At 58.0% G+C, this 18,399-nt stretch carries 13 protein-coding genes; 6 read left to right on the forward strand and 7 right to left on the reverse strand.

The window, feature by feature from the left end:
* Positions 1-3: 3 nt before the first annotated feature.
* Complete coding sequence (locus B5G37_RS07770) at positions 4-690, forward strand: V-type ATP synthase subunit D (RefSeq protein ID WP_087256159.1); 687 nt, start codon at positions 4-6, stop codon at positions 688-690.
* A 459-nt stretch (positions 691-1,149) separates the two neighbouring features.
* Positions 1,150-6,657 (forward strand): beta-N-acetylglucosaminidase domain-containing protein, encoded by a 5,508-nt coding sequence (locus B5G37_RS07775; RefSeq protein ID WP_087256161.1) that lies wholly within the window; start codon positions 1,150-1,152, stop codon positions 6,655-6,657.
* An 82-nt stretch (positions 6,658-6,739) separates the two neighbouring features.
* Here the strand turns inward: B5G37_RS07775 and B5G37_RS07780 are convergent, their stop codons facing one another.
* Together B5G37_RS07780 and B5G37_RS07785 are read right to left on the reverse strand one after the other, a co-directional pair.
* On the reverse strand, positions 6,740-7,780 hold the full coding sequence (locus B5G37_RS07780; protein ID WP_204217895.1) for a M42 family metallopeptidase: 1,041 nt from the start codon (positions 7,778-7,780) through the stop codon (positions 6,740-6,742).
* 70 nt (positions 7,781-7,850) lie between these two features.
* On the reverse strand, positions 7,851-8,474 hold the full coding sequence (locus B5G37_RS07785) for a hypothetical protein (RefSeq protein ID WP_087256163.1): 624 nt from the start codon (positions 8,472-8,474) through the stop codon (positions 7,851-7,853).
* 158 nt (positions 8,475-8,632) lie between these two features.
* Here B5G37_RS07785 and B5G37_RS07790 point away from each other — a divergent pair, with 158 nt between their 5' ends.
* Together B5G37_RS07790 and B5G37_RS07795 are read left to right on the forward strand one after the other, a co-directional pair.
* Entirely contained in the window at positions 8,633-9,370 is a 738-nt protein-coding gene (locus tag B5G37_RS07790; RefSeq protein ID WP_087256165.1) for an ATP-binding cassette domain-containing protein, read from the forward strand.
* Complete coding sequence (locus B5G37_RS07795; protein ID WP_087256167.1) at positions 9,367-10,284, forward strand: SufD family Fe-S cluster assembly protein; 918 nt, start codon at positions 9,367-9,369, stop codon at positions 10,282-10,284. The genes B5G37_RS07790 and B5G37_RS07795 overlap by 4 nt, the downstream gene beginning before the upstream one ends.
* Positions 10,285-10,347: 63 nt before the next feature.
* On the opposite strand, the gene B5G37_RS07800 is transcribed toward B5G37_RS07795, so the two are convergent.
* Entirely contained in the window at positions 10,348-11,232 is an 885-nt protein-coding gene (locus tag B5G37_RS07800; protein ID WP_087256169.1) for a LysR family transcriptional regulator, read from the reverse strand.
* 214 nt (positions 11,233-11,446) lie between these two features.
* Between B5G37_RS07800 and B5G37_RS07805 the strand changes: the two genes are divergently transcribed.
* Both B5G37_RS07805 and B5G37_RS07810 read left to right on the forward strand, forming a co-directional pair.
* Positions 11,447-13,186 carry an ABC transporter ATP-binding protein gene (locus B5G37_RS07805; protein ID WP_087256171.1) on the forward strand — a complete coding sequence of 580 codons (1,740 nt, stop codon included), beginning with the start codon at positions 11,447-11,449 and terminating at the stop codon, positions 13,184-13,186.
* A 19-nt stretch (positions 13,187-13,205) separates the two neighbouring features.
* Entirely contained in the window at positions 13,206-15,092 is a 1,887-nt protein-coding gene (locus B5G37_RS07810; RefSeq protein WP_343229697.1) for an ABC transporter ATP-binding protein, read from the forward strand.
* 224 nt (positions 15,093-15,316) lie between these two features.
* On the opposite strand, the gene B5G37_RS07815 is transcribed toward B5G37_RS07810, so the two are convergent.
* From B5G37_RS07815 to B5G37_RS07830, 4 genes are read right to left on the reverse strand one after another with little or no spacing between them, the layout of a single operon-like run.
* Positions 15,317-15,556 (reverse strand): RNA-binding S4 domain-containing protein, encoded by a 240-nt coding sequence (locus tag B5G37_RS07815; protein ID WP_087256175.1) that lies wholly within the window; start codon positions 15,554-15,556, stop codon positions 15,317-15,319.
* Between the two features lie 57 nt (positions 15,557-15,613).
* The gene (locus B5G37_RS07820; RefSeq protein WP_087256177.1) at positions 15,614-15,889 is read right to left on the reverse strand and encodes an HU family DNA-binding protein; all 276 of its coding nucleotides are present in this window, start codon (positions 15,887-15,889) and stop codon (positions 15,614-15,616) included.
* 29 nt (positions 15,890-15,918) lie between these two features.
* A complete protein-coding gene (mazG, locus tag B5G37_RS07825) occupies positions 15,919-16,716 on the reverse strand; it encodes a nucleoside triphosphate pyrophosphohydrolase (RefSeq protein WP_087256179.1) in 798 nt (265 codons plus the stop codon).
* A gap of 33 nt (positions 16,717-16,749) precedes the next feature.
* Positions 16,750-18,369 carry a polysaccharide biosynthesis protein gene (locus B5G37_RS07830; protein WP_087256181.1) on the reverse strand — a complete coding sequence of 540 codons (1,620 nt, stop codon included), beginning with the start codon at positions 18,367-18,369 and terminating at the stop codon, positions 16,750-16,752.
* Positions 18,370-18,399: the final 30 nt, after the last annotated feature.

Here is an 18,399-nt window from a genome sequence, read left to right on the forward strand (position 1 = left end):
ACAATGGCTGCCACCGTTGTCACTCCCACCCGAATGGAGCTGACCCGGCTGAAACGCAAGCTGAAAACCGCCCAGCGGGGCCATAAGCTGCTGAAAGACAAGCGAGATGAGCTGATGAAGCAGTTTCTGGACACCGTGCGGGAGGTACGGGCTCTGCGCAGCCGGGTGGAGGCGGATCTGATGCGGGTGCACGGCTCCTTCACCGTGGCCTCCGCTCTGATGAGCGGAGCGGCCATGGAGCAGGCCCTGATGTACCCCAAGCAGAGCGTGGAGCTGGATATGAGCTTCCGCAATGTGATGAGCGTCAACGTACCCACTTATGAGTACAAAACCCGCACCAGCGATACCTCTGACATCTTCCCTTACGGATTTGCCAACACCTCCGGCGAGTTGGACTCCGCCGTGGAGGCTCTGGGAGATGTGTTCCAGTCCATGTTGCAGCTGGCCCAGATCGAAAAGACTGCCCAGCTGCTGGCCGAGGAAATTGAAAAGACCCGCCGCCGTGTCAACGCCCTGGAGTATGTGATGATTCCCAATACCCAGGAAGCCATCCGCTACATTACCATGAAGCTGGATGAAAACGACCGCTCCACCACCACCCGCCTGATGAAGGTGAAGGATATGCTGCTTAAAGAAGCACTGGAGGAGCAGAAGGCCCGGGATGCCGAGGCTTTGGAGAAATTTGGATAGAAATTAGAAAACAGGACTCCCTTTTCATGGAAGGGAGTCCTGTTTCGCTTTCATATGAAGGAAGAGGCGAACATTTGGTGAATCTGCACATAGCTTTGTTAGAACTGCACAAAAAGGATTTATTATACAAATTGTGAAATAATATGGAATGAACTATTTGGCGAAGAAAGCGAAAATAATCGAGCTATATATTATATTTCCAAACATAAACTTCGATTCGTTAGTATAGAAAAGAGAGTGTGTGCGTAAATTTTACGAAAAAAGGCCGGCGGTCTGTTTACTTTCACCAAGAGAATATGGTAGGATTCCTTCACAAATTGGATAGGATGGATTGTTACCGAAAGGGCAAAACCAGATTGACCAGAAGTATATGTGCACCGTAGACTCCTGGCGGTCTGGTCTTTTCTTTTTTATACCATGACCAACCATCCAAAATACAAGAAATGAGGAGGAAGACAAATGAGACGGCAAAACAAGTCCGCTCAGCCCAAGCACACGGGGCGCAGAGTTACCGCTGCGGCCTTAGCTGTGTTGATGGGAGCAGGCTGTGTGCGTCTGGCTCCGCTCCAGGCCAAGGCCCAGGATGCTGAGGCCACCGGCTACGAGATCTACCCCAATCCCCATGTGATGACCTATTCTGGTGATACGTACATGGTGAAAAACCAGGTCAACGTGGTGCTGGAGGAAGGCATTGACCGCTACACCAAGGACCGCTTGGAGGAGGTGCTCAAGCTCAAGGACATCAGCTACACCACGTCTGAGGCTGTGGTCAGCGGTAAGACCAACATTCTGGTGGGTATTGAGGGGTCCAACGGCTACGTGGACACCTATGCGGAGAAAAACGTCGCCGTGGAAACCCAGGACCTGTACAACAAGCTGGATTCCTACGTGTTGGACAACGACAACGGTGTGATCACCGTGGTGGGCAAGGACACCGATGCCGCGTTCTACGGCTTGACCACTTTGTACCACGTGTTTGCCCAGATGGACAGCTTCACCATCCAGGAGTTCCACGTGGAGGACTGGGCGGACGTGGCCAGCCGTGGCTTCATCGAAGGCTACTACGGTAACCCCTGGAGCACCGAGGACCGTCAGAACCTGATGACATGGGGCGGCTACTACAAGCTCAATTCCTATTTCTATGCCCCCAAGGACGACCCCAAACACAACGCCAACTGGCGTGAGCTGTACACGGAGGAAGAGATCCAGAACAAAATCATTCCTCTGGCTGAGGCAGGAAACGCTTCCAAGTGTCGCTTCGTGTACGCTCTGCACCCCTTCATGTACAACGCCGTTCGCTTCAACAATGACGAGAACTATCAGGCTGACCTGAAGGCCGTACAGGCCAAGTTCGCCCAGGTCATCGAAGCCGGTGTGCGTCAGATTGCCATTCTGGCCGACGACGCTGCGCACGTGGGCAACAACAACTACATCAAGTTCCTCACCGACATGAGCAACTGGCTCAAGGAGATGCAGAAGACTTACCCCGATCTGAAAATGACCCTGCCCTTCTGCACCCAGGAGTATATGTATGGGGGCGAGTCGTACTATGCCCAGTTCCCGGAAAACGTGCAGATTGTCATGACCGGCGGTAAGGTGTGGGGTGAGGTTACTGATAACTTCACTTCTTCCTTCACCAACAAAGTGGGGCGCGGTCCCTACATGTGGATCAACTGGCCCTGCACCGACAACTCCAAGAAGCACCTGATTATGGGCGGCTACACCACCTTCCTGCACCCTGGTGTGAATCCTGCCAACATCCAGGGTATCGTGCTCAACCCCATGCAGCAGTCTGAGCCCAGCAAGGTGGCCATTTTCGGCAACGCCTGCTATTCCTGGAATATCTGGAAGACCGAGGAAGAGGCTAACCAGGCTTGGTACGACTCCTTCAAGTATGTGGATCACAACTCCGCCATGGAGACCGACGCCTCTGCGGCCCTGCGTGAGCTGTCCAAGCACATGATTAACCAGGCCATGGACAACCGGGTCACTGTCCTCCAGGAGTCTGTGGAACTCAAGCAGATCCTCAACCCCTTCAAGGACAAGCTGGCGGCCGGCAACGTCACAGCTGCGGACGTGGATGTGGTGATGGCCGAGTTTGTCAAGCTCCAGGAGGCCGCAAAGACTTACCGGGCCAAGGCTGGCAACACCGACGTGAAGGACCAGATCGTCTACTGGCTCAACTGCTGGGACGACACCACCGAGGCGGCCATTGCCTATCTCAACGGCGTGAAGGCAGTCATTGCCAACGATGCCACCAACATCATCCAGTACAATACCCAGGGCAAGACTGCGTTTGACCGCTCCAAGACCTACGAGTTCTGGTATGTGGACCACAACGAGCGGGCTGAGGTAGGCGTGCAGCACATCGTGCCCTTCATCAAGACCCTGGCTAGTTATGTCTCTCAGTATGCAGAGACCGCTATGGACCCCAACAAAGTGATCCCCACCTTTGTCACCAACCGTGTGGATACCCCCTCTGGGGATGTTTCCAATGTTTTTGACGGGAATGACGCTACCTATGCCAGCTATCGAGACCCCAACACCGCCAAGGCTGGCGATTATGTAGGTGTGATGTACAACAAGGTGATCCCCGTGGAGAACATCCGTTTCCTGCTGGGCGGTGGAAAGAACCACTTTGATGCCTCCAAACTCCAGTACACGGAGGACGGCAAGGAGTGGAAGGACATTTCCCTGACCGGTATGGGAAACGCCTTCACTGGCGAGTTGAACAAGTCTCTGGAAGTTGTGGTGGAGAAGGAACACCTGCCCCAGAACTTCCAGGCCATGGGCATCCGTCTCATTGCCACCCGGGACAATGCCAAGGATTTGTGGCTGGATGTGCATGAGATCCAGATCAACAAGGAAGAGAGCCAGGAGCCTGAGCTGATTGGCGGCACATTCTCCACCTCCGATGGTCTGGCTGTCAAGGGCGGAAACCTGAACAACCTCAAGGATGGGAACAACGGCACGGAGGTATGGCTGTCCAACGCTGGAGACAAGACCGTGGCTGGTGCGTACATCCAGTACACCTTCCAGGAAGCCACTGCCATTGGCACCGTGTATTTCGGCCAGGGCAGCAGTGCTTCTGGCGATGTCATCCAAAACGGTAAAGTCCAGTACCAGAGTGAGGATGGTCAGTGGCATGATGCCGGCAATGTGACCAGCGCCCAGGAGCAGACCTTTGATTTCAACGGTCAGGGAGTGGTAGCCAAGGCTGTGCGCATTTACAACAACACCGAAGTGCCGGTGTGGTGGCGTGTGGGTGAGTTCCGGGTGATGGAGGTCAAGCAGAGCACCAACAGCATGGAGAACGTGTACACCAATGTGGACAACGCTGGTGTGTATTCCAACCAGGAAAACGGCAAAGTGACCCTGTCTTCTGCCACCCTGACCCTGAACAAGGACCAGTACATGGGTGTGGATCTGGGTAGCATCAAGGCAGTGACCCAGGTTCTCACCACCAAGCTGCCTGAGAACGTGACCCTGGAGACCTCCCGCAACGGTATCACCTGGACGGCTTACAACGCTGAGTCCGATACCGATGCCCGCTATGTGCGCGCGGTGTCTTCCACCAACGGTGTGAAGCTGGACCTGACCCAGTTTGAGGTTTCCTACAAATATGTGAGCGAGAAGGCAGTGGAGAGCAACTTTGCCAAGGGCAGCAACGATCGAGATGTGCGTGTTCTGGGCAATGTGGGTAACGTCTTTGACGGCGACCTGGCCACCTTTGCCGAGATCACTGGTCCCCAGGATCAGGGCAAGCACATCACCTTCGATCTGGGTCAGGTGATTCACTTCGACTCCCTGCGCTACTACATCAAGGAGACCCACCAGGATTATCTGCGTCACGCCCTCTTTGAGGTGTCTGTGGATGGCGAGACCTGGACCCCCGTCATGACTGTGGGTAAGCAGGTGGAGAATGTCAACGACAGTACCGTTGCCAAAGATGCTCCCTACCTGACCCATGATTCCAGCAACCCCGGCTATATGTATGCGGATGCTGGCCAGCTGAATGTGGATGGTCGTTATATCCGCATTACGCCCCAGTCCACCTACAGCCACAAGTGGGTGTACATCAGCGAGCTGATGATCAACGGCGGCGCTTATATCTCCCCCGAGGCCAACCGGGACATCGTCTCCAATGTGGTGGAAGAGCAGGGGAAACTGCCCTCTTACGCTCTGGACGGCGACTACTCCACCACCTACAAGCCCGGTGAGGCCAACAGCTCCTTCACCTACTATATTTCTTCGCCTCAGGACCTGAAAACCCTGCGCATGGTGCAGTTGGGCGCCGTGTCCAACGCCACAGTCACCGCCAATTTTGTGGGTGAGGACAAGGCCGTGACTCTGGGTAACCTCAGTCAGGCCATCAACGAGTTTGTTCTGCCCCAGGGCAAGACCTTGGAGAGCGTCACGGTGACCTGGAAGGAGACCATCCCCGAGATTGCCGAGATCGCCACTTCCACTGCTTCCGTGGAGCAGGCCAATAAGACCGCGTTGAAAGAGGCCCTGGAGGCCAAGCAGCCCACCGATACCTGGACCACCGACAGCGTGAAGGCCTACGAGGAGGCCAAGAAAGTGGCTCAGGAGGCTTACGACAACGTGTATGCCAGCCAGTCTGTGGTGGACTCCGCCCTGGGCTCTTTGCAGAGCGCAGTTGCCAACGCGGTGCCCAAGGCCACCAATGTGGACGAGCTGCAAAAGCTGGTGGACGAGATGATTCGCAACGACCAGCACATCTACACCACCGTCTCTTACTACACCTACTCCGCTGCGGTGGAGAATCTGAAGGCCGCTCTGGCCAATGCTGACAACCTGTCTCAGGCCGATGCCAACCGGCTGAAGGCCACCGTGGAGGAGGCTCGGAAGGCTCTGGTGTACTCCACCTACAACCAAGAAGTGGCACAGATGACCGTGGAGAGCTATGCTGCGCTCAAGGCTGAGAATTACAGCCAGAGCACCTTCCAGGCGGTCACTGCCGCCAAGCAGGCTATTGAGACCCTGCTGGCCAAGAGTGATGCCACCCCCATGGAGTTGATTCAGGCTGTGGCCGATTATCAGGCTGCTGTGGCCGCTCTGGCTGATATCACCGCGCTGAAGTCCGAGATTGACAAGGCCGAGAAGGTCAATGACGAATTGTACACCGCCGAGAGCTACCAGGCCTACATGGACGCTGTGCAGGCCGGTAAGGCCCTGCTGGAGACCGGCACCAAGGAGCAGGTGGAGCAGGCTGTGGCCGACATCCGCGCCAAGTTTGCCGCTATGGATCTCAACCCCGACACCCCCCTGGGTGCTGTGGTGGCCGAGGCTGAGGCCCTCAACGGCGAGCACTACACCACCGATTCCTACAATGCTCTGATGGCTCTGGTGGCTGAGGCCAAGGCCAATCCCACCGACGAGAGCTACGTGCAAAAGATGGTGGACGCCATGAAGGCTTTGGTCAACGTGGAGGCACTGAAGGCTCAGCTGGCTGCCGCTCAAACTGTGGACGCTGAGAAGTACACCACGTCTTCTTACAAGACTCTGTCCAACCTCATGGGCCAGGTGGATGCTCTGCTCCAGTCCGGCACCCAGCAGAAGGTGGACCAGATGACCGCTCAGATGGATATGGCCATCCGCTCCCTGGTGGTGCGCGCCACCGGCGTGGAGGAGTACCGCAACAGCATCAAGCTGGAAGCTGCCGACGGCTACACCGCCGAGAGCTACAAGGTTTACAAGAACGCCTATGACGCCCTGATGGCCGCCGATCCTGCCGACCTGTCCGCCAGCGAGTTCGCCCAGCTCAAGGCTAACTTCGAGAAGGCCAAGCTGAGCCTGAAGCACGTGGAGGCGAACAAGCCCGAGGACAACGACGACGTGCACACCGGCGATACCTTCAACCTGGTGCCCTATGTGCTGGCTGTGGCTGTGTCCGCCGCCGGTCTGGGCGCCCTGGTGATGGTGAAGAGCAAGAAGAGGGGCTAATCCTCTTCGGGTTCTGACCAGATCCCAACAAGATAAAAAACGGGTGCAACCGTAAGGTTGCACCCGTTTTTATCTTTGAACATCACTTCTGGACAAAGACACCCAGCAGCTTCAAAGTGCTCAGCACGCCCTTTTTGTGGCTGCGCTCGTAGCCGTGGGAGGCAAAGACGCCGGGGCCGATGAGGCCGTGGCGCACGTCATAGCCGGCGGTGAGGGTGGCGTCTGCATCCGAGCCGTAGTTGGTAAACACGTCCACGGCGTAGTCGGCCCCGCTGTCCTTGGCCGCGGCAATCAGCTCACTGGTGAGGGCGTAGTCGTAGGGGGAACGGCCATCCTTGGCACAGATGGACACCTTGCGCTCCTCGCCGTCCAAATCGTCGCCCACACAGCCCATGTCCACGGCCACCACGTCGGTGGTGCCAGCGGGGACGGAGGTGGAGCCGCCGTGGCCCACTTCCTCGTAGCCGGTGAGGTGGAGCCACACCGGGCGGTTGGGGGTCACCTCTCCCTGGGCCACTTGACGGGCCAGAGCCAGCAGGATGCCGGCAGACAGCTTATCGTCCAGATAGCGGCTTTTGATGTACCCCGAGGGTGTGACGGTGGTGCGGGGGTCAAAGCACACCACATCTCCGTTGGCAATGCCCAGGGCCTCCACATCCTCCTTGGAGGACACCTCCTCGTCCAGCACCACCTCCATGGTCTCAAAGGTGCGGGGGGTGTCGGCATAGTTGGGGTTGACGTGGGCGGAGGGGTTGTGCAGCTGGAAGGTACCGGTGTACACTTTGCCTCCCCGGGTGCGGATACGCACGTTCTCGCCCTCGCAGTTGTGGGGGCGCAGGCCGCCCACATTGATAATGTGGATGCGGCCCTCCCCGGTGATGCGGGTAATCATGCCACCCAGGGTATCCAGGTGAGCCAGCAGCAACAGGCCGTTTTCCTGGGGCAGGTTGGGGGTGAGGTTGACCAGCACCGCCCCTTTGCGGGTGTACTGGGGGTCAAAACCCAGTTCTTTGAGCTGATTGTAGGCATATTCCGCTACCTGGGCGGTATAGCCGGAAGGGCTGTCAATAGCCAGCAGAGCCTGAGTCTGCTCCACGGCGTAGTTTACCACTTGTTCCACCATGTATCGCTCCTTGCATTGGTAATCTTTTGTGCGGATTCAGTATAGCACAGCAAAGCGGTGGGGTGCAAGGTCATAGGTGGGTCTGCTCCAGCAGGGCGCGCATCTGGGCGCAGCGCTTGGTTCCCGCCTGCTCCAGCTGACCATACAGTTGGGCCAAGTCCTGAGTGGGGGCCTTGGCCCGACAAGTGTGGAACTCCTGGGTCAGGGCTTGGCAGCGCTGGTAAAGCTGGCGCAGCCCTCCCACATAGGTGGTCATGCGGGGTTGGGTGAGTTGGGCCACTGGCCAGTACCGCACCCCTGACTGGAGAAAATAGGCGGTGGACAGCTGCTTGGCCTGCTGGTGCAGTTGGGCAGCAATGGCGGTCATCTGCCGGGTCTGGCTTCCTGCCCGCCGGGCCAGAAGCCGGGCCATCTGCCACTGCTCCAGGCTGCTGAGCACCTGTTGGCGCAGGCAGCAGGGCTGGGGCTGAGGTTGAGGATTGGGCCGGGGCTGGTGAGGCCCAGGACGCTGGGGGGCCATGACGGATTGGGCCTCCGGGGCAGGGGCGGGGGCAGACACAGGCGCGGGTTGGGCCGCCGGTTCCGGCTGGGGAGCGGACGCCTGCCCAGGCATCGCTGCCGACCCCATCACCCGCTGCCACACCCGCTGAAAGACCTCCTGGCTGGGCGTGGTGGAATTCATGATCTCATCCATGGAAAAACACCTCCTAAATGAACCATTCTATGCCTCAATCCAGGGTTTGCCACGGTTGACAAAATGGGTATAATCATGATATACTAGCAAAACATATAAGAAAACTATGAATTGTAAGCCGCTCCCCTGGGGGCGGCTTCAAACGGGAGATTTGTACTATGTTGGAATTGAAGCATCTGTCCTTCTCTGTGGAGGGAGAGGGGAACCAGAAGGATATTTTGAAGGATGTCTCTCTGGAGGTTCAAGAGGGCACCTTTTTGGTGGTCACCGGCCCCAACGGCGGCGGTAAAACCACCCTGGCCAAGACCATTATGGGTCTCAATCAGCCCACCTCCGGCCAGATCATCTGGCGGGGGGAGGACGTGACCAACCTGTCCATCACTGAGCGCGCCCGTCGAGGCATCAGCTACGGCTTCCAGCAGCCGCCCCGCTTTAAGGGCCTGCGGGTGTGGGATCTGCTGAGTTTGGCCTCGGGCAACCCGGATCTGACCCACGCTGAGGGCTGCCAGCTGTTGACCCAGGTGGGCCTGTGCGCCGCGGACTACATCGACCGGGAAGTGGATAACTCCCTGTCCGGCGGCGAGGTCAAGCGCATTGAGATCGCCAGCATTTTGGCCCGCAAGTCTCCGCTGATGATTTTCGACGAGCCGGAGGCGGGCATCGACCTGTGGAGCTTTGCCAAGCTCACCGAGACCTTCCGCTACATCCACGACAAGCGGCAGGCCACCATCATCATCATTTCCCACCAGGAGCGCATCATCAATCTGGCCGACGAGATCGTCATGATCGCCGGCGGCGAGGTGGTGGAGCGGGGAGCCAAAGAGGAGATGTTCCCCAAGATTTTGGAAAACACCCAGTCCGGGTGCGCCTTTGTGAAGGGAGGAACCCAGGCATGAATTCCATCGACAGCCATCTGCTCCGGGAAATTGCAGACCTGGAGCGTGTCCCCCAGGGGGCGTACAACATCCGCAAAAACGGTAAGCTGGAGGGGCGCAGCAACTCCGCCAACATTGTCATCGAGAGCAAGGAGGACAAACCGGGCATCGACATCCACATTGCTCCCGGCACCGTCAACGAATCCCTGCATATTCCCGTGATCGTCACTCAGACTGGCTTCACCGACCTGGTGTACAACGACTTCCACATCGGCGAGAACTGCGATGTGAGCATCGTGGCCGGCTGCGGCATCCACAACTCCGGCTGTGAGACCGCCCAGCACGACGGCATCCACACCTTCTACGTGGGCAAGAACTCCAAGGTGCGCTATGTGGAAAAGCACTACGGCGAGGGCGAGGGCACCGGTAAGCGAGTGCTCAACCCCCACACCATCGTCTACCTGGACGAAGGTGCCTCCATGGAACTGGAGACGGTGCAGATTCGCGGCGTGGACTCCACCCGCCGCTACACCAAGGTGGAGATGGAGGCCGGTGCCGAGGCCGTGGTCACCGAGCGTCTGCTCACCCACGGAGACCAGTTTGCCGAGAGCAAAATGGAGGTCATTATGAAGGGCGAGGGGGCCCGCACCCAGGTGATTTCCCGCTCTGTGGCCCAGGATAACTCCGTGCAGGTGTTCTATCCCCAGGTGCAGGGAGATGCCCCCTGCTTCGGACACGTGCAGTGCGACTCCATCATCATGGATAAGGCCAAGGTCAGCTCCATTCCCGCCATTGTGGCCAACCACATGGATGCTCAGCTCATCCACGAGGCCGCCATCGGCAAGATTGCCGGAGATCAGCTTCTCAAGCTCATGACCTTAGGGCTTACCGAGGAAGAGGCTGAGCAGAAGATTCTGGACGGGTTCCTGCGCTAATTCAATGTTATACAAATAGAAACACCGTTGTGAAGGACGAAAATCCTTCACAACGGTGTTTTTTCATGGGGCAATCTTTAAAGTCTCCTCCAATAAGGTCAAAAACCGCCGCAGGGTGGGGCTGCGGTTTTCCTGGAGGTAGGACACCCCGAAGGAGAGAGGCGGGCAGCCCTCCACGGGAATATAGCGCAGGGTGGAGGAGCGAAGCTGCGGGAAATCTGCCATGACAGAAAAGGCATATCCCGTCTCCACCAGGGTGAACAGCACCTCCTGGCTCTCGCAGAACATCACCTGTTCCGGCGGCTTGCAGGTGACCAGTTGGCCCTGGGCGGCAAAGATGGAGGGAGGACACATGGGGGGACGACAGGCGGCAATGCGGCCCCCCTCTTTCAGTTGTTCCAGGGTGACCCGTTCCTGCTGGGCCAGGGGATGGTCGTTTCGGCAGACACACACCACGGGACAGCGCACCAGCTCCCGGTAGACGCTGTTTTGGGGGGCGTTTTCCTGGAAGGTGAACATCACCTGTATATCCCCTTCGGTGAGCAGATTGTCCAGAGCGCTCATGGGGATGAGCCGCAACAGGGGAAGCACCCGGCGCGCCTCTTGCTGCATCCGCTCCAGGGCGGGACGGATGAGGCGCAGGTCTGCGCTGCTGCGGCAGCCGATGCCCAGGCGCAGAGGGCGCACCTGGAAGCTGCCTTTGACCTGAGCCCGGGAGACGTTGGCCAGCTCCAAAATTTTCCCCGCATACTGCAAAAACATATGTCCCTCCTGGGTCAGGCGCACTTTTTTGCTGGTGCGTTGGAACAGCGCCACCCCCAGCTCGTCCTCCAAGGTCTTGACCTGGTGGCTCACCGCCGGCTGGGTCAGACGCAGGTGCTGCGCCGCCCGGGAAAAATTGAGAAAGTCGGCCACGGCTAGAAAACATTCCAGCTGTGCGGTGTTCATGGTGCTCTCCTCCTAAGGCATCTAATCATAAAAGTTGTTTATAGATAATAACAGATTTGAATTTCCCTTGCAAGGGGGTGGTGTGATATAAAAGATATGGGACTGTCGGAAAATTGGGACAATAACCGGCAAAACACCCATAAAAAACAGCTTCGACGAGGAAGAAATGGGCAAAATACCTGGGTTTCTCGGCGAGTTTCAAGGAGGCATACATGTGAGAAATGTTTTGCGACAGCTCAGGCAGTACCGCAAGGATACCCTGCTGTGCATTGGCCTGACGGCTTTGGAGGTTTTAATGGAAATTCTCCTGCCCTTTATCACCGCGCGGCTCATTGACGAGGGGTTGGAGAAGGCCAATCTGCCCGTGGTGTACCGTTACGGTATCATTATGGTGGTGCTGGCCCTGGTAAGCCTGCTGTTTGGCGCGCTGGCGGGCAAGTATGCAGCCAGCGCATCTTCTGGCCTGTCCGCCAATTTGCGGGAGGCCATCTACGCCCGCATTCAAACCTTTTCCTTTTCCAACATCGACAAGTTCAGCGTGCCTGGCCTGGTCACCCGTATGACCACCGACATCACCAACGTGCAAAACGCCTTTATGATGGTGATTCGTGTGGCGGTGCGGGCCCCCATGCTGTTTGTGTTCAGTTTTGCCATGTGCCTGTTCATCAGCCCTGCCACCAGCCAGATGTTCCTCTTTGCGGTGGTGTTTCTGGTGGTGGTGCTAGGTACCATTATGGTGGTGACCCTGAACATCTTCAACCGGGTGTTTCAGAAGTACGACGACCTCAACGCCAGTGTGCAGGAAAACATCTCCGGCATCCGGGTGGTGAAGGCCTTTGTGCGGGAAGGGTACGAAAACCGCAAGTTCTCCAAGGCCTCCGGCAACCTGTACCGGATGTTTGTCAAGGCTGAGGGCCTGTTGGCCTTCAATAACCCCGCCATGATGCTGGCGGTGTACTTCTGCATTCTCTCCGCCTCTTGGCTGGGCGCTCAGTTCATCGTGGCTGGAGATATGACCACCGGCGACCTCACCAGCCTGTTCAGCTACATCATGTCCCTGCTCATGAGCCTGATGATGCTGTCCATGGTGGTGGTGATGATTAGCATGTCCATGGCCAGCGTCCGCCGTATCGGAGAAGTGCTCTCCGAGACCCCCGACCTGAAAGAGCCGGAGCAGCCTGTCATGGAAGTGGCGGACGGCAGCATTGACTTCGACGATGTGACCTTCTCCTACAAGCGGGGCAGTGACAAAAATGCTCTGTCCCACATTGACCTACACATCCGGTCCGGGGAGACCATTGGTGTCATCGGCGGTACCGGATCGGGCAAGAGCAGCCTGGTGAACTTGATTTGCCGACTGTACGATGTCAGTCAAGGCTGTGTGAAGGTGGGCGGTCTGGACGTGCGGCGGTACGACATGGAGGCCCTGCGCAACCAGGTGTCTGTGGTGCTGCAAAAGAACACCCTCTTCTCCGGCACCATTTTGGAAAACCTGCGCTGGGGCAACCCGGACGCCACGGAAGAAGAGTGCGTGGCGGCCTGTCAGGCGGCCTGTGCCGACGAGTTCATTGACCGCCTTCCCGACGGCTATCACACCTACATTCACCGGGGCGGTTCCAACGTCTCCGGCGGCCAGAAGCAGCGTTTGTGCATCGCCCGGGCGCTTCTGAAAAAGCCCAAGATTTTGATTCTGGACGACTCCACCTCTGCCGTGGACACCGCCACCGATGCCCGCATCCGCACCGCCATGGCCCAGCAAATCCCCGGCACCACCAAGATCATCATCGCTCAGCGTGTGTCCAGTGTGGAGCACGCCGACCGCATTCTGGTGCTGGACAATGGCCGGGTGGACGCCTTTGACACCCATGAACATCTGCTGGAGAGTAACGCCATCTACCGGGAGATTTACGACTCCCAGGTCAAGGGCGGCGGCGACTTCGACCAGCCCGCATAAGAAAGGAGGTCTCATGGATATGAACGCAACCAAACAAAACCCCAAGGCCATGGGCGTCCTCAACCGGATTTTGACCTATATGCTCCACTATTACGGGCCCTTGTTCGCCCTGGTCATTGTGTGTATTCTGGTCTCGGCGGTGGCCACCGTGCTGGCCGCCACCTTTCCCCAGACCCTGGTGGACGACTACATCGTGCCACTGATCGGCAGCGTCAACCCGGATTTCAGCGGCTTGGCAGGCGAGATCATTAAGCTGGCCATCATTATGGTGGTGGGTATTCTGGCCTCTTTTGGCTACAACCGCATCATGGTCAACGTCAGCCAAGGCACCATGCGCCACTTGCGCAACGACCTGTTTTCCAAGATGGAGTCCCTGCCCATCCAGTATTTTGACACCCACCCCCACGGGGACATCATGTCGGTGTACACCAATGACGTGGACACCCTGCGGCAGCTGCTCAGCCAGAGCATTCCCCAGGGCATCAACTCCATCATCACCATGGTGGCTACCCTTATCACCATGATTATCATCTGTCCGTCCCTGACCATCATCTCGGTACTCACTGCCCTGGTGATGCTGTGGGTCACCGCTACTTTCTCCAAACTCTCCGGCAAACACTACGTGGAGCAGCAGCGGGACCTTGGCATTGTGGACGGCTTCATTGAGGAAATGCTGGACGGCCAGAAGGTGGTGAAGGTGTTCTGCCACGAGCAGGCGGCCATGGAGGACTTCCGTGAAGTGAACCAGGCCCTGCGGGAGAGCGCCAACAAGGCCAACCGCTACGCCAACCTGCTCATGCCCATCAACAACAACATCGGCTGGCTCAGCTATGCCCTGGTTGCCATTGTGGGCGCTCTGCTGGCCATTAACGGCATGGGTGGGGTGACCTTGGGTACCGTCATCACCTTTGTGGGCCTGAACAAGAGCTTTACCCAGCCCATCAGCCAGGTGAGCATGCAGGTGAACTTCGTGGTCACCGCCGCCGCCGGCGCCGCCCGTGTCTTTGACCTGATGGATCAAGAGCCCGAGGCCGACCAGGGCTATGTGGAGCTGGTGGATGCCAAGGAGGACGCCAACGGAAGCGTGTCCCCCGCCGACCACCGCACCAACGTGTGGGCTTGGCGGCATCCCCATAAGGCCGACGGCAGCGTCACCTACACCAAGTTGGAGGGCAGCGTGGTGCTGGACCATGTGGACTTCGGTTACACCCCCGACAAGATGGTGCTCCATGACGTGAGCCTGTGGGCCAAGCCGGGGCAGAAGATCGCCTTTGTAGGCGCCACCGGTGCAGGCAAGACCACCATCACCAACCTCATCAACCGCTTTTACGACATTGCCGACGGTAAAATCCGCTATGACAGCATCAACATCAACAAGATCAAGAAGGCAGACCTGCGCCGCTCCATGGGCATTGTGCTCCAGGATACCCATCTGTTCACCGGTACGGTGATGGACAACATCCGCTATGGAAACCTGGAGGCCAGCGACGAGGAGTGTATGGCCGCCGCCCGACTGGCCAACGCCGATGGCTTTATCCGCCGTCTGCCCGACGGATACAACACCATGCTCACCGGAGACGGGGCCAACCTGAGCCAGGGCCAGCGTCAGCTGTTGGCCATTGCCCGGGCCGCCGTGGCCGATCCTCCGGTGCTGATTCTGGACGAGGCCACTTCTTCCATCGACACTCGCACCGAGCGGCTGGTGCAGGACGGCATGGATGCCCTGATGACCGGGCGCACCACCTTCGTCATTGCCCACCGGCTGTCCACGGTGCGTAACGCCGACTGCATCATGGTTATGGAACAGGGCCGCATCATCGAGCGGGGCACCCATGACGAACTGATGGAAAAGAAAGGCAAGTATTATCAGCTGTACACTGGCAATCTGGCAGAAGAAACCGCATAAAAACAGGGGTGAGCGTTTCGCTCACCCCTGTTCCTTTTCAAAGCCTCGCAGAGTTCCGGCACCTACAGGTGACGGAATCAATTGAAATCCGTTTTTTCCGAGGACATGCGCATCGGAAAAAACACTTCTCAGCCCGCCAGTGTGGAATTGGGTCGCCCTTTGACCCAATTATGCATGCAGCGGGCTGCAATTTCCTCTCGGAAATGCTTGCATTTTCGAGAAGCTCACAGCTGCTGGTACATCGCGCTGGCGTCTGCCTTGCCCACGATATCGGCGGTGGACAGCACTTCCACCCGGAAGGTCTTCTCACCAAACTTCATCTCCAGGATGTCGCCCACCTTCACCTCGTAAGAGGCCTTGACTACTCGGCCCCCCACGGTGATGCGGCCGTTGTCACAGGCCTCGTTGGCCACGGTGCGCCGCTTGATGAGCCGGGACACCTTCAACCACTTATCTAATCGCATAACAAATCCTCCTAATGGGAAGGGGTCAGGCGGAACACATGCCTGACCCCTATCATTTTAGTTGGCCACAGTGTCCTTCAAAGCCTTACCGGCCTTGAACACAGGGGTCTTGGATGCGGGAATGTTGATCTGCTCCTTGGTGTGGGGGTTTCGGCCGATGCGGGCGGCACGGCTTTTCACTTCAAAGGAGCCAAAGCCCACCAGCTGCACCTTCTCCTCCTGGGCCAGAGCCTGGGTGATGACCTCCAGAGCGGCGTTGAGGGTGGCTTCGGTGTCCTTCTTGGACAGACCGGTCTTTTCAGCGGCGGCGTTGATGAGATCGGCTTTGTTCATGTTGATAATTCCTCCTAATGGTTGACAAATCAATGGGTATCGGGGTGCTTGATGGCGTTCCAGATGGCGTCCAGTTCCGAAAGGCTCATCTCTTCCATCTGCTTGCCCTGGGCGGTGACTTCCTCCTCCACCCGGCGGAAGCGGGCGGCGAATTTGTCACAGGCGGCCTGGAGGGCATCCTCCGGGTCCACCTTCAGAAAGCGGGAGACGTTGACGGCGGCAAAGAGCAGGTCGCCCAGCTCCTCAGCGGGGTCGCCATGTCCGGAAATGGCCTCTTTCACTTCGTCCAGCTCCTCGGAGAGCTTGTCCACAGCTCCATCTACGCTGTCCCAGTCAAAGCCCACCTTGGCGGCCTTCTTCTGCACCTTTTCTGCCCGCCACAGAGCGGGAAGGGAGCGGGCCACGGCGTCCACGGCATCCGCCTGGGTGGCCTGACCCTTCTCCTTTTTCTTCAGCTCCTCCCAGTTGGCCAGAATCTCGCCGGTGGAGGAGACGGTCACATCCCCAAACACATGGGGATGGCGGAAGATGAGCTTTTTGCACACGCCGTCGGCCACATCGTCCAGATGGAAGTGACCGGCATCTTCCTCGATGGAGGTGTGAAACACCACCTGGAGCAGCACGTCACCCAGCTCCTCCTGGAGGTGCTCGGTGGAGTTCTGGTCGATGGCCTCGGCCACCTCGTAGGCCTCCTCCAGGAAGTTGCGGCGGATGGACTCGTGGGTCTGCTGGGCATCCCACTGGCAGCCGCCGGGGGCGCGGAGCACCCGGACAATATCCACCAGATCTTGAACCGTGTAATGGTCCTTAAGCGTAAAATCTACCATACTTTCACCTACAATACAAGGATTTCTTGGAATTTAACCCATGCGCAGCAGCCGGGCAATTTTATCTCCCTTGGGCATGAACTTCAAATCCTCCGGAGAGATGGCCTGGAGCACCACCACCAGCACCAGATATACCACGCCGCCTACACCCACGGACAGGAGGGTGGCCATTGCATTGGCGGAATTGCTCAGCCCCTGGGGGGTGGTGAGGAAGGAGGAGGTCAGGCCGTAGCAGGCCCAAACCGCCAGACCCATAATCAGAGAGGTGGCCAGAGGCTTTCCAAAGGCTCGCATCAGACTCAGGGAGCGGGGCAAGGTGCGCTTGATGATGATGAGATCCATCACGGCGATAAGGCCGAAGCAGAACAGGGTGCTTACGGGGGCGCCTTTGATGTTGATGCCCCGGTTACCCACCAGCACGTAGTTGATGGGCAACTTGAAGATACATCCGATGATGGTGGTCACCATGGGGATAGTCACCAGGTGGTGGGCCTGCATGATGGCGTTGCACACCAGCATGAAGCACACGAAGATGACCGCCAGACCCAGAATAGACAGGATATAGCCGCCCAACTCCACGTCGGTGGAGGGGTAGAGCAGCTGCATGATGGGCTGGCTGAGTACAAACAGGCCCACGCCGGCGGGAATGGCCAGCAGAGCGGTGGTGCGCAGGGCGGTCTCACTGATTTGAGCACCCAGCTTGCGGTTTTTCACCGCCTGGGCGGCAGACACCGCCGGGATGATGGAGGCGGTGAGGGGTACCATGAAGGAGGAGGGCAGGTTGTACAGGGTCAGAGCCTGGTCGTACACGCCCTTGAGGGAGCGGGCGTCCAGCTCGGAAAAGCCTGCGGCATCCTGAAGCCGTCCGTAGATCATGCTGGTGTCAATGAGGTTGACCAGGCCGATCACCGAGGAACCCAGGGTGATGGGAATGGCCAGCTGCAGCAGGGTACGGAAAATCTTCTTGGACGAGGTGGTGCGATCATGGCCCACCGGGGCGTGCTGCCGCTGGGTGCGGAAGCAGAACGCGGTGTACAGCATACCCAGAGCGCAGCCCACCGACACGCCGAAAATGGCGCCGGCGGCGGCCACGGACTCGTTGTTGGAACTTTTCAGCAGGAAGGTGGCCAGTGCCAGACCAATGACCAGCTTACACAGGGCCTCGATGATCTGGGACACGGCGGTGGGGGTCATGATGGCATGGCCCTGGAAGTAGCCCCGCATGGCAGACAGGGGGCACAAAAAGAAGATGGCGGGAGCCAGAGCCCGGATGGAGTACCAGCTCTGGGCGTTGTTCATCAGGCCCGCCAACTGCTTGGGGAAGAAGAACATGAGACAGAAGCTGATGGTGCCCAGCACAAAAAAGGTGAGAAAGGCTACCCGGAAGATTTTTTGCACCTGGTTGTGCCGCCCCAGGGCGTGGGCCTCGGAGATCATCTTGGACAGAGCCACAGGTAGACCGCCGGTGGAGACGGTGATGAGCAGGGAGTAGATGTAGTAGGCGGTGTTAAAGTCGGAGAAGCCCGCCTCCCCCAGAATATTGCCCAGGGGAATCTTGTACAGCGCTCCAATCAGCTTAACGATGACGATGCCAGCAGCCAGTACAGCCGCGCCGCCAAAGAAGGTATTTTTTTTCGAGGTGGGATTGGACATATTCTCAACCTTTCACCAAAAGATTTTGGG

The organism is Pseudoflavonifractor sp. An85 (genome assembly GCF_002161235.1).
Lineage (GTDB): Bacteria > Bacillota > Clostridia > Oscillospirales > Oscillospiraceae > Enterenecus.

Coding starts and splice junctions, on each gene's coding strand:
- B5G37_RS07770 (WP_087256159.1), top strand. CDS start 4: ATGGCTGCCACCGTTGTCACTCCCACCCGAATGGAGCTGACCCGGCTG.
- B5G37_RS07775 (WP_087256161.1), top strand. CDS start 1,150: ATGAGACGGCAAAACAAGTCCGCTCAGCCCAAGCACACGGGGCGCAGA.
- B5G37_RS07780 (WP_204217895.1), bottom strand. CDS start 7,780: ATGGTGGAACAAGTGGTAAACTACGCCGTGGAGCAGACTCAGGCTCTG.
- B5G37_RS07785 (WP_087256163.1), bottom strand. CDS start 8,474: ATGGATGAGATCATGAATTCCACCACGCCCAGCCAGGAGGTCTTTCAG.
- B5G37_RS07790 (WP_087256165.1), top strand. CDS start 8,633: ATGTTGGAATTGAAGCATCTGTCCTTCTCTGTGGAGGGAGAGGGGAAC.
- B5G37_RS07795 (WP_087256167.1), top strand. CDS start 9,367: ATGAATTCCATCGACAGCCATCTGCTCCGGGAAATTGCAGACCTGGAG.
- B5G37_RS07800 (WP_087256169.1), bottom strand. CDS start 11,232: ATGAACACCGCACAGCTGGAATGTTTTCTAGCCGTGGCCGACTTTCTC.
- B5G37_RS07810 (WP_343229697.1), top strand. CDS start 13,206: ATGAACGCAACCAAACAAAACCCCAAGGCCATGGGCGTCCTCAACCGG.
- B5G37_RS07815 (WP_087256175.1), bottom strand. CDS start 15,556: ATGCGATTAGATAAGTGGTTGAAGGTGTCCCGGCTCATCAAGCGGCGC.
- B5G37_RS07820 (WP_087256177.1), bottom strand. CDS start 15,889: ATGAACAAAGCCGATCTCATCAACGCCGCCGCTGAAAAGACCGGTCTG.
- mazG (WP_087256179.1), bottom strand. CDS start 16,716: ATGGTAGATTTTACGCTTAAGGACCATTACACGGTTCAAGATCTGGTG.
- B5G37_RS07830 (WP_087256181.1), bottom strand. CDS start 18,369: ATGTCCAATCCCACCTCGAAAAAAAATACCTTCTTTGGCGGCGCGGCT.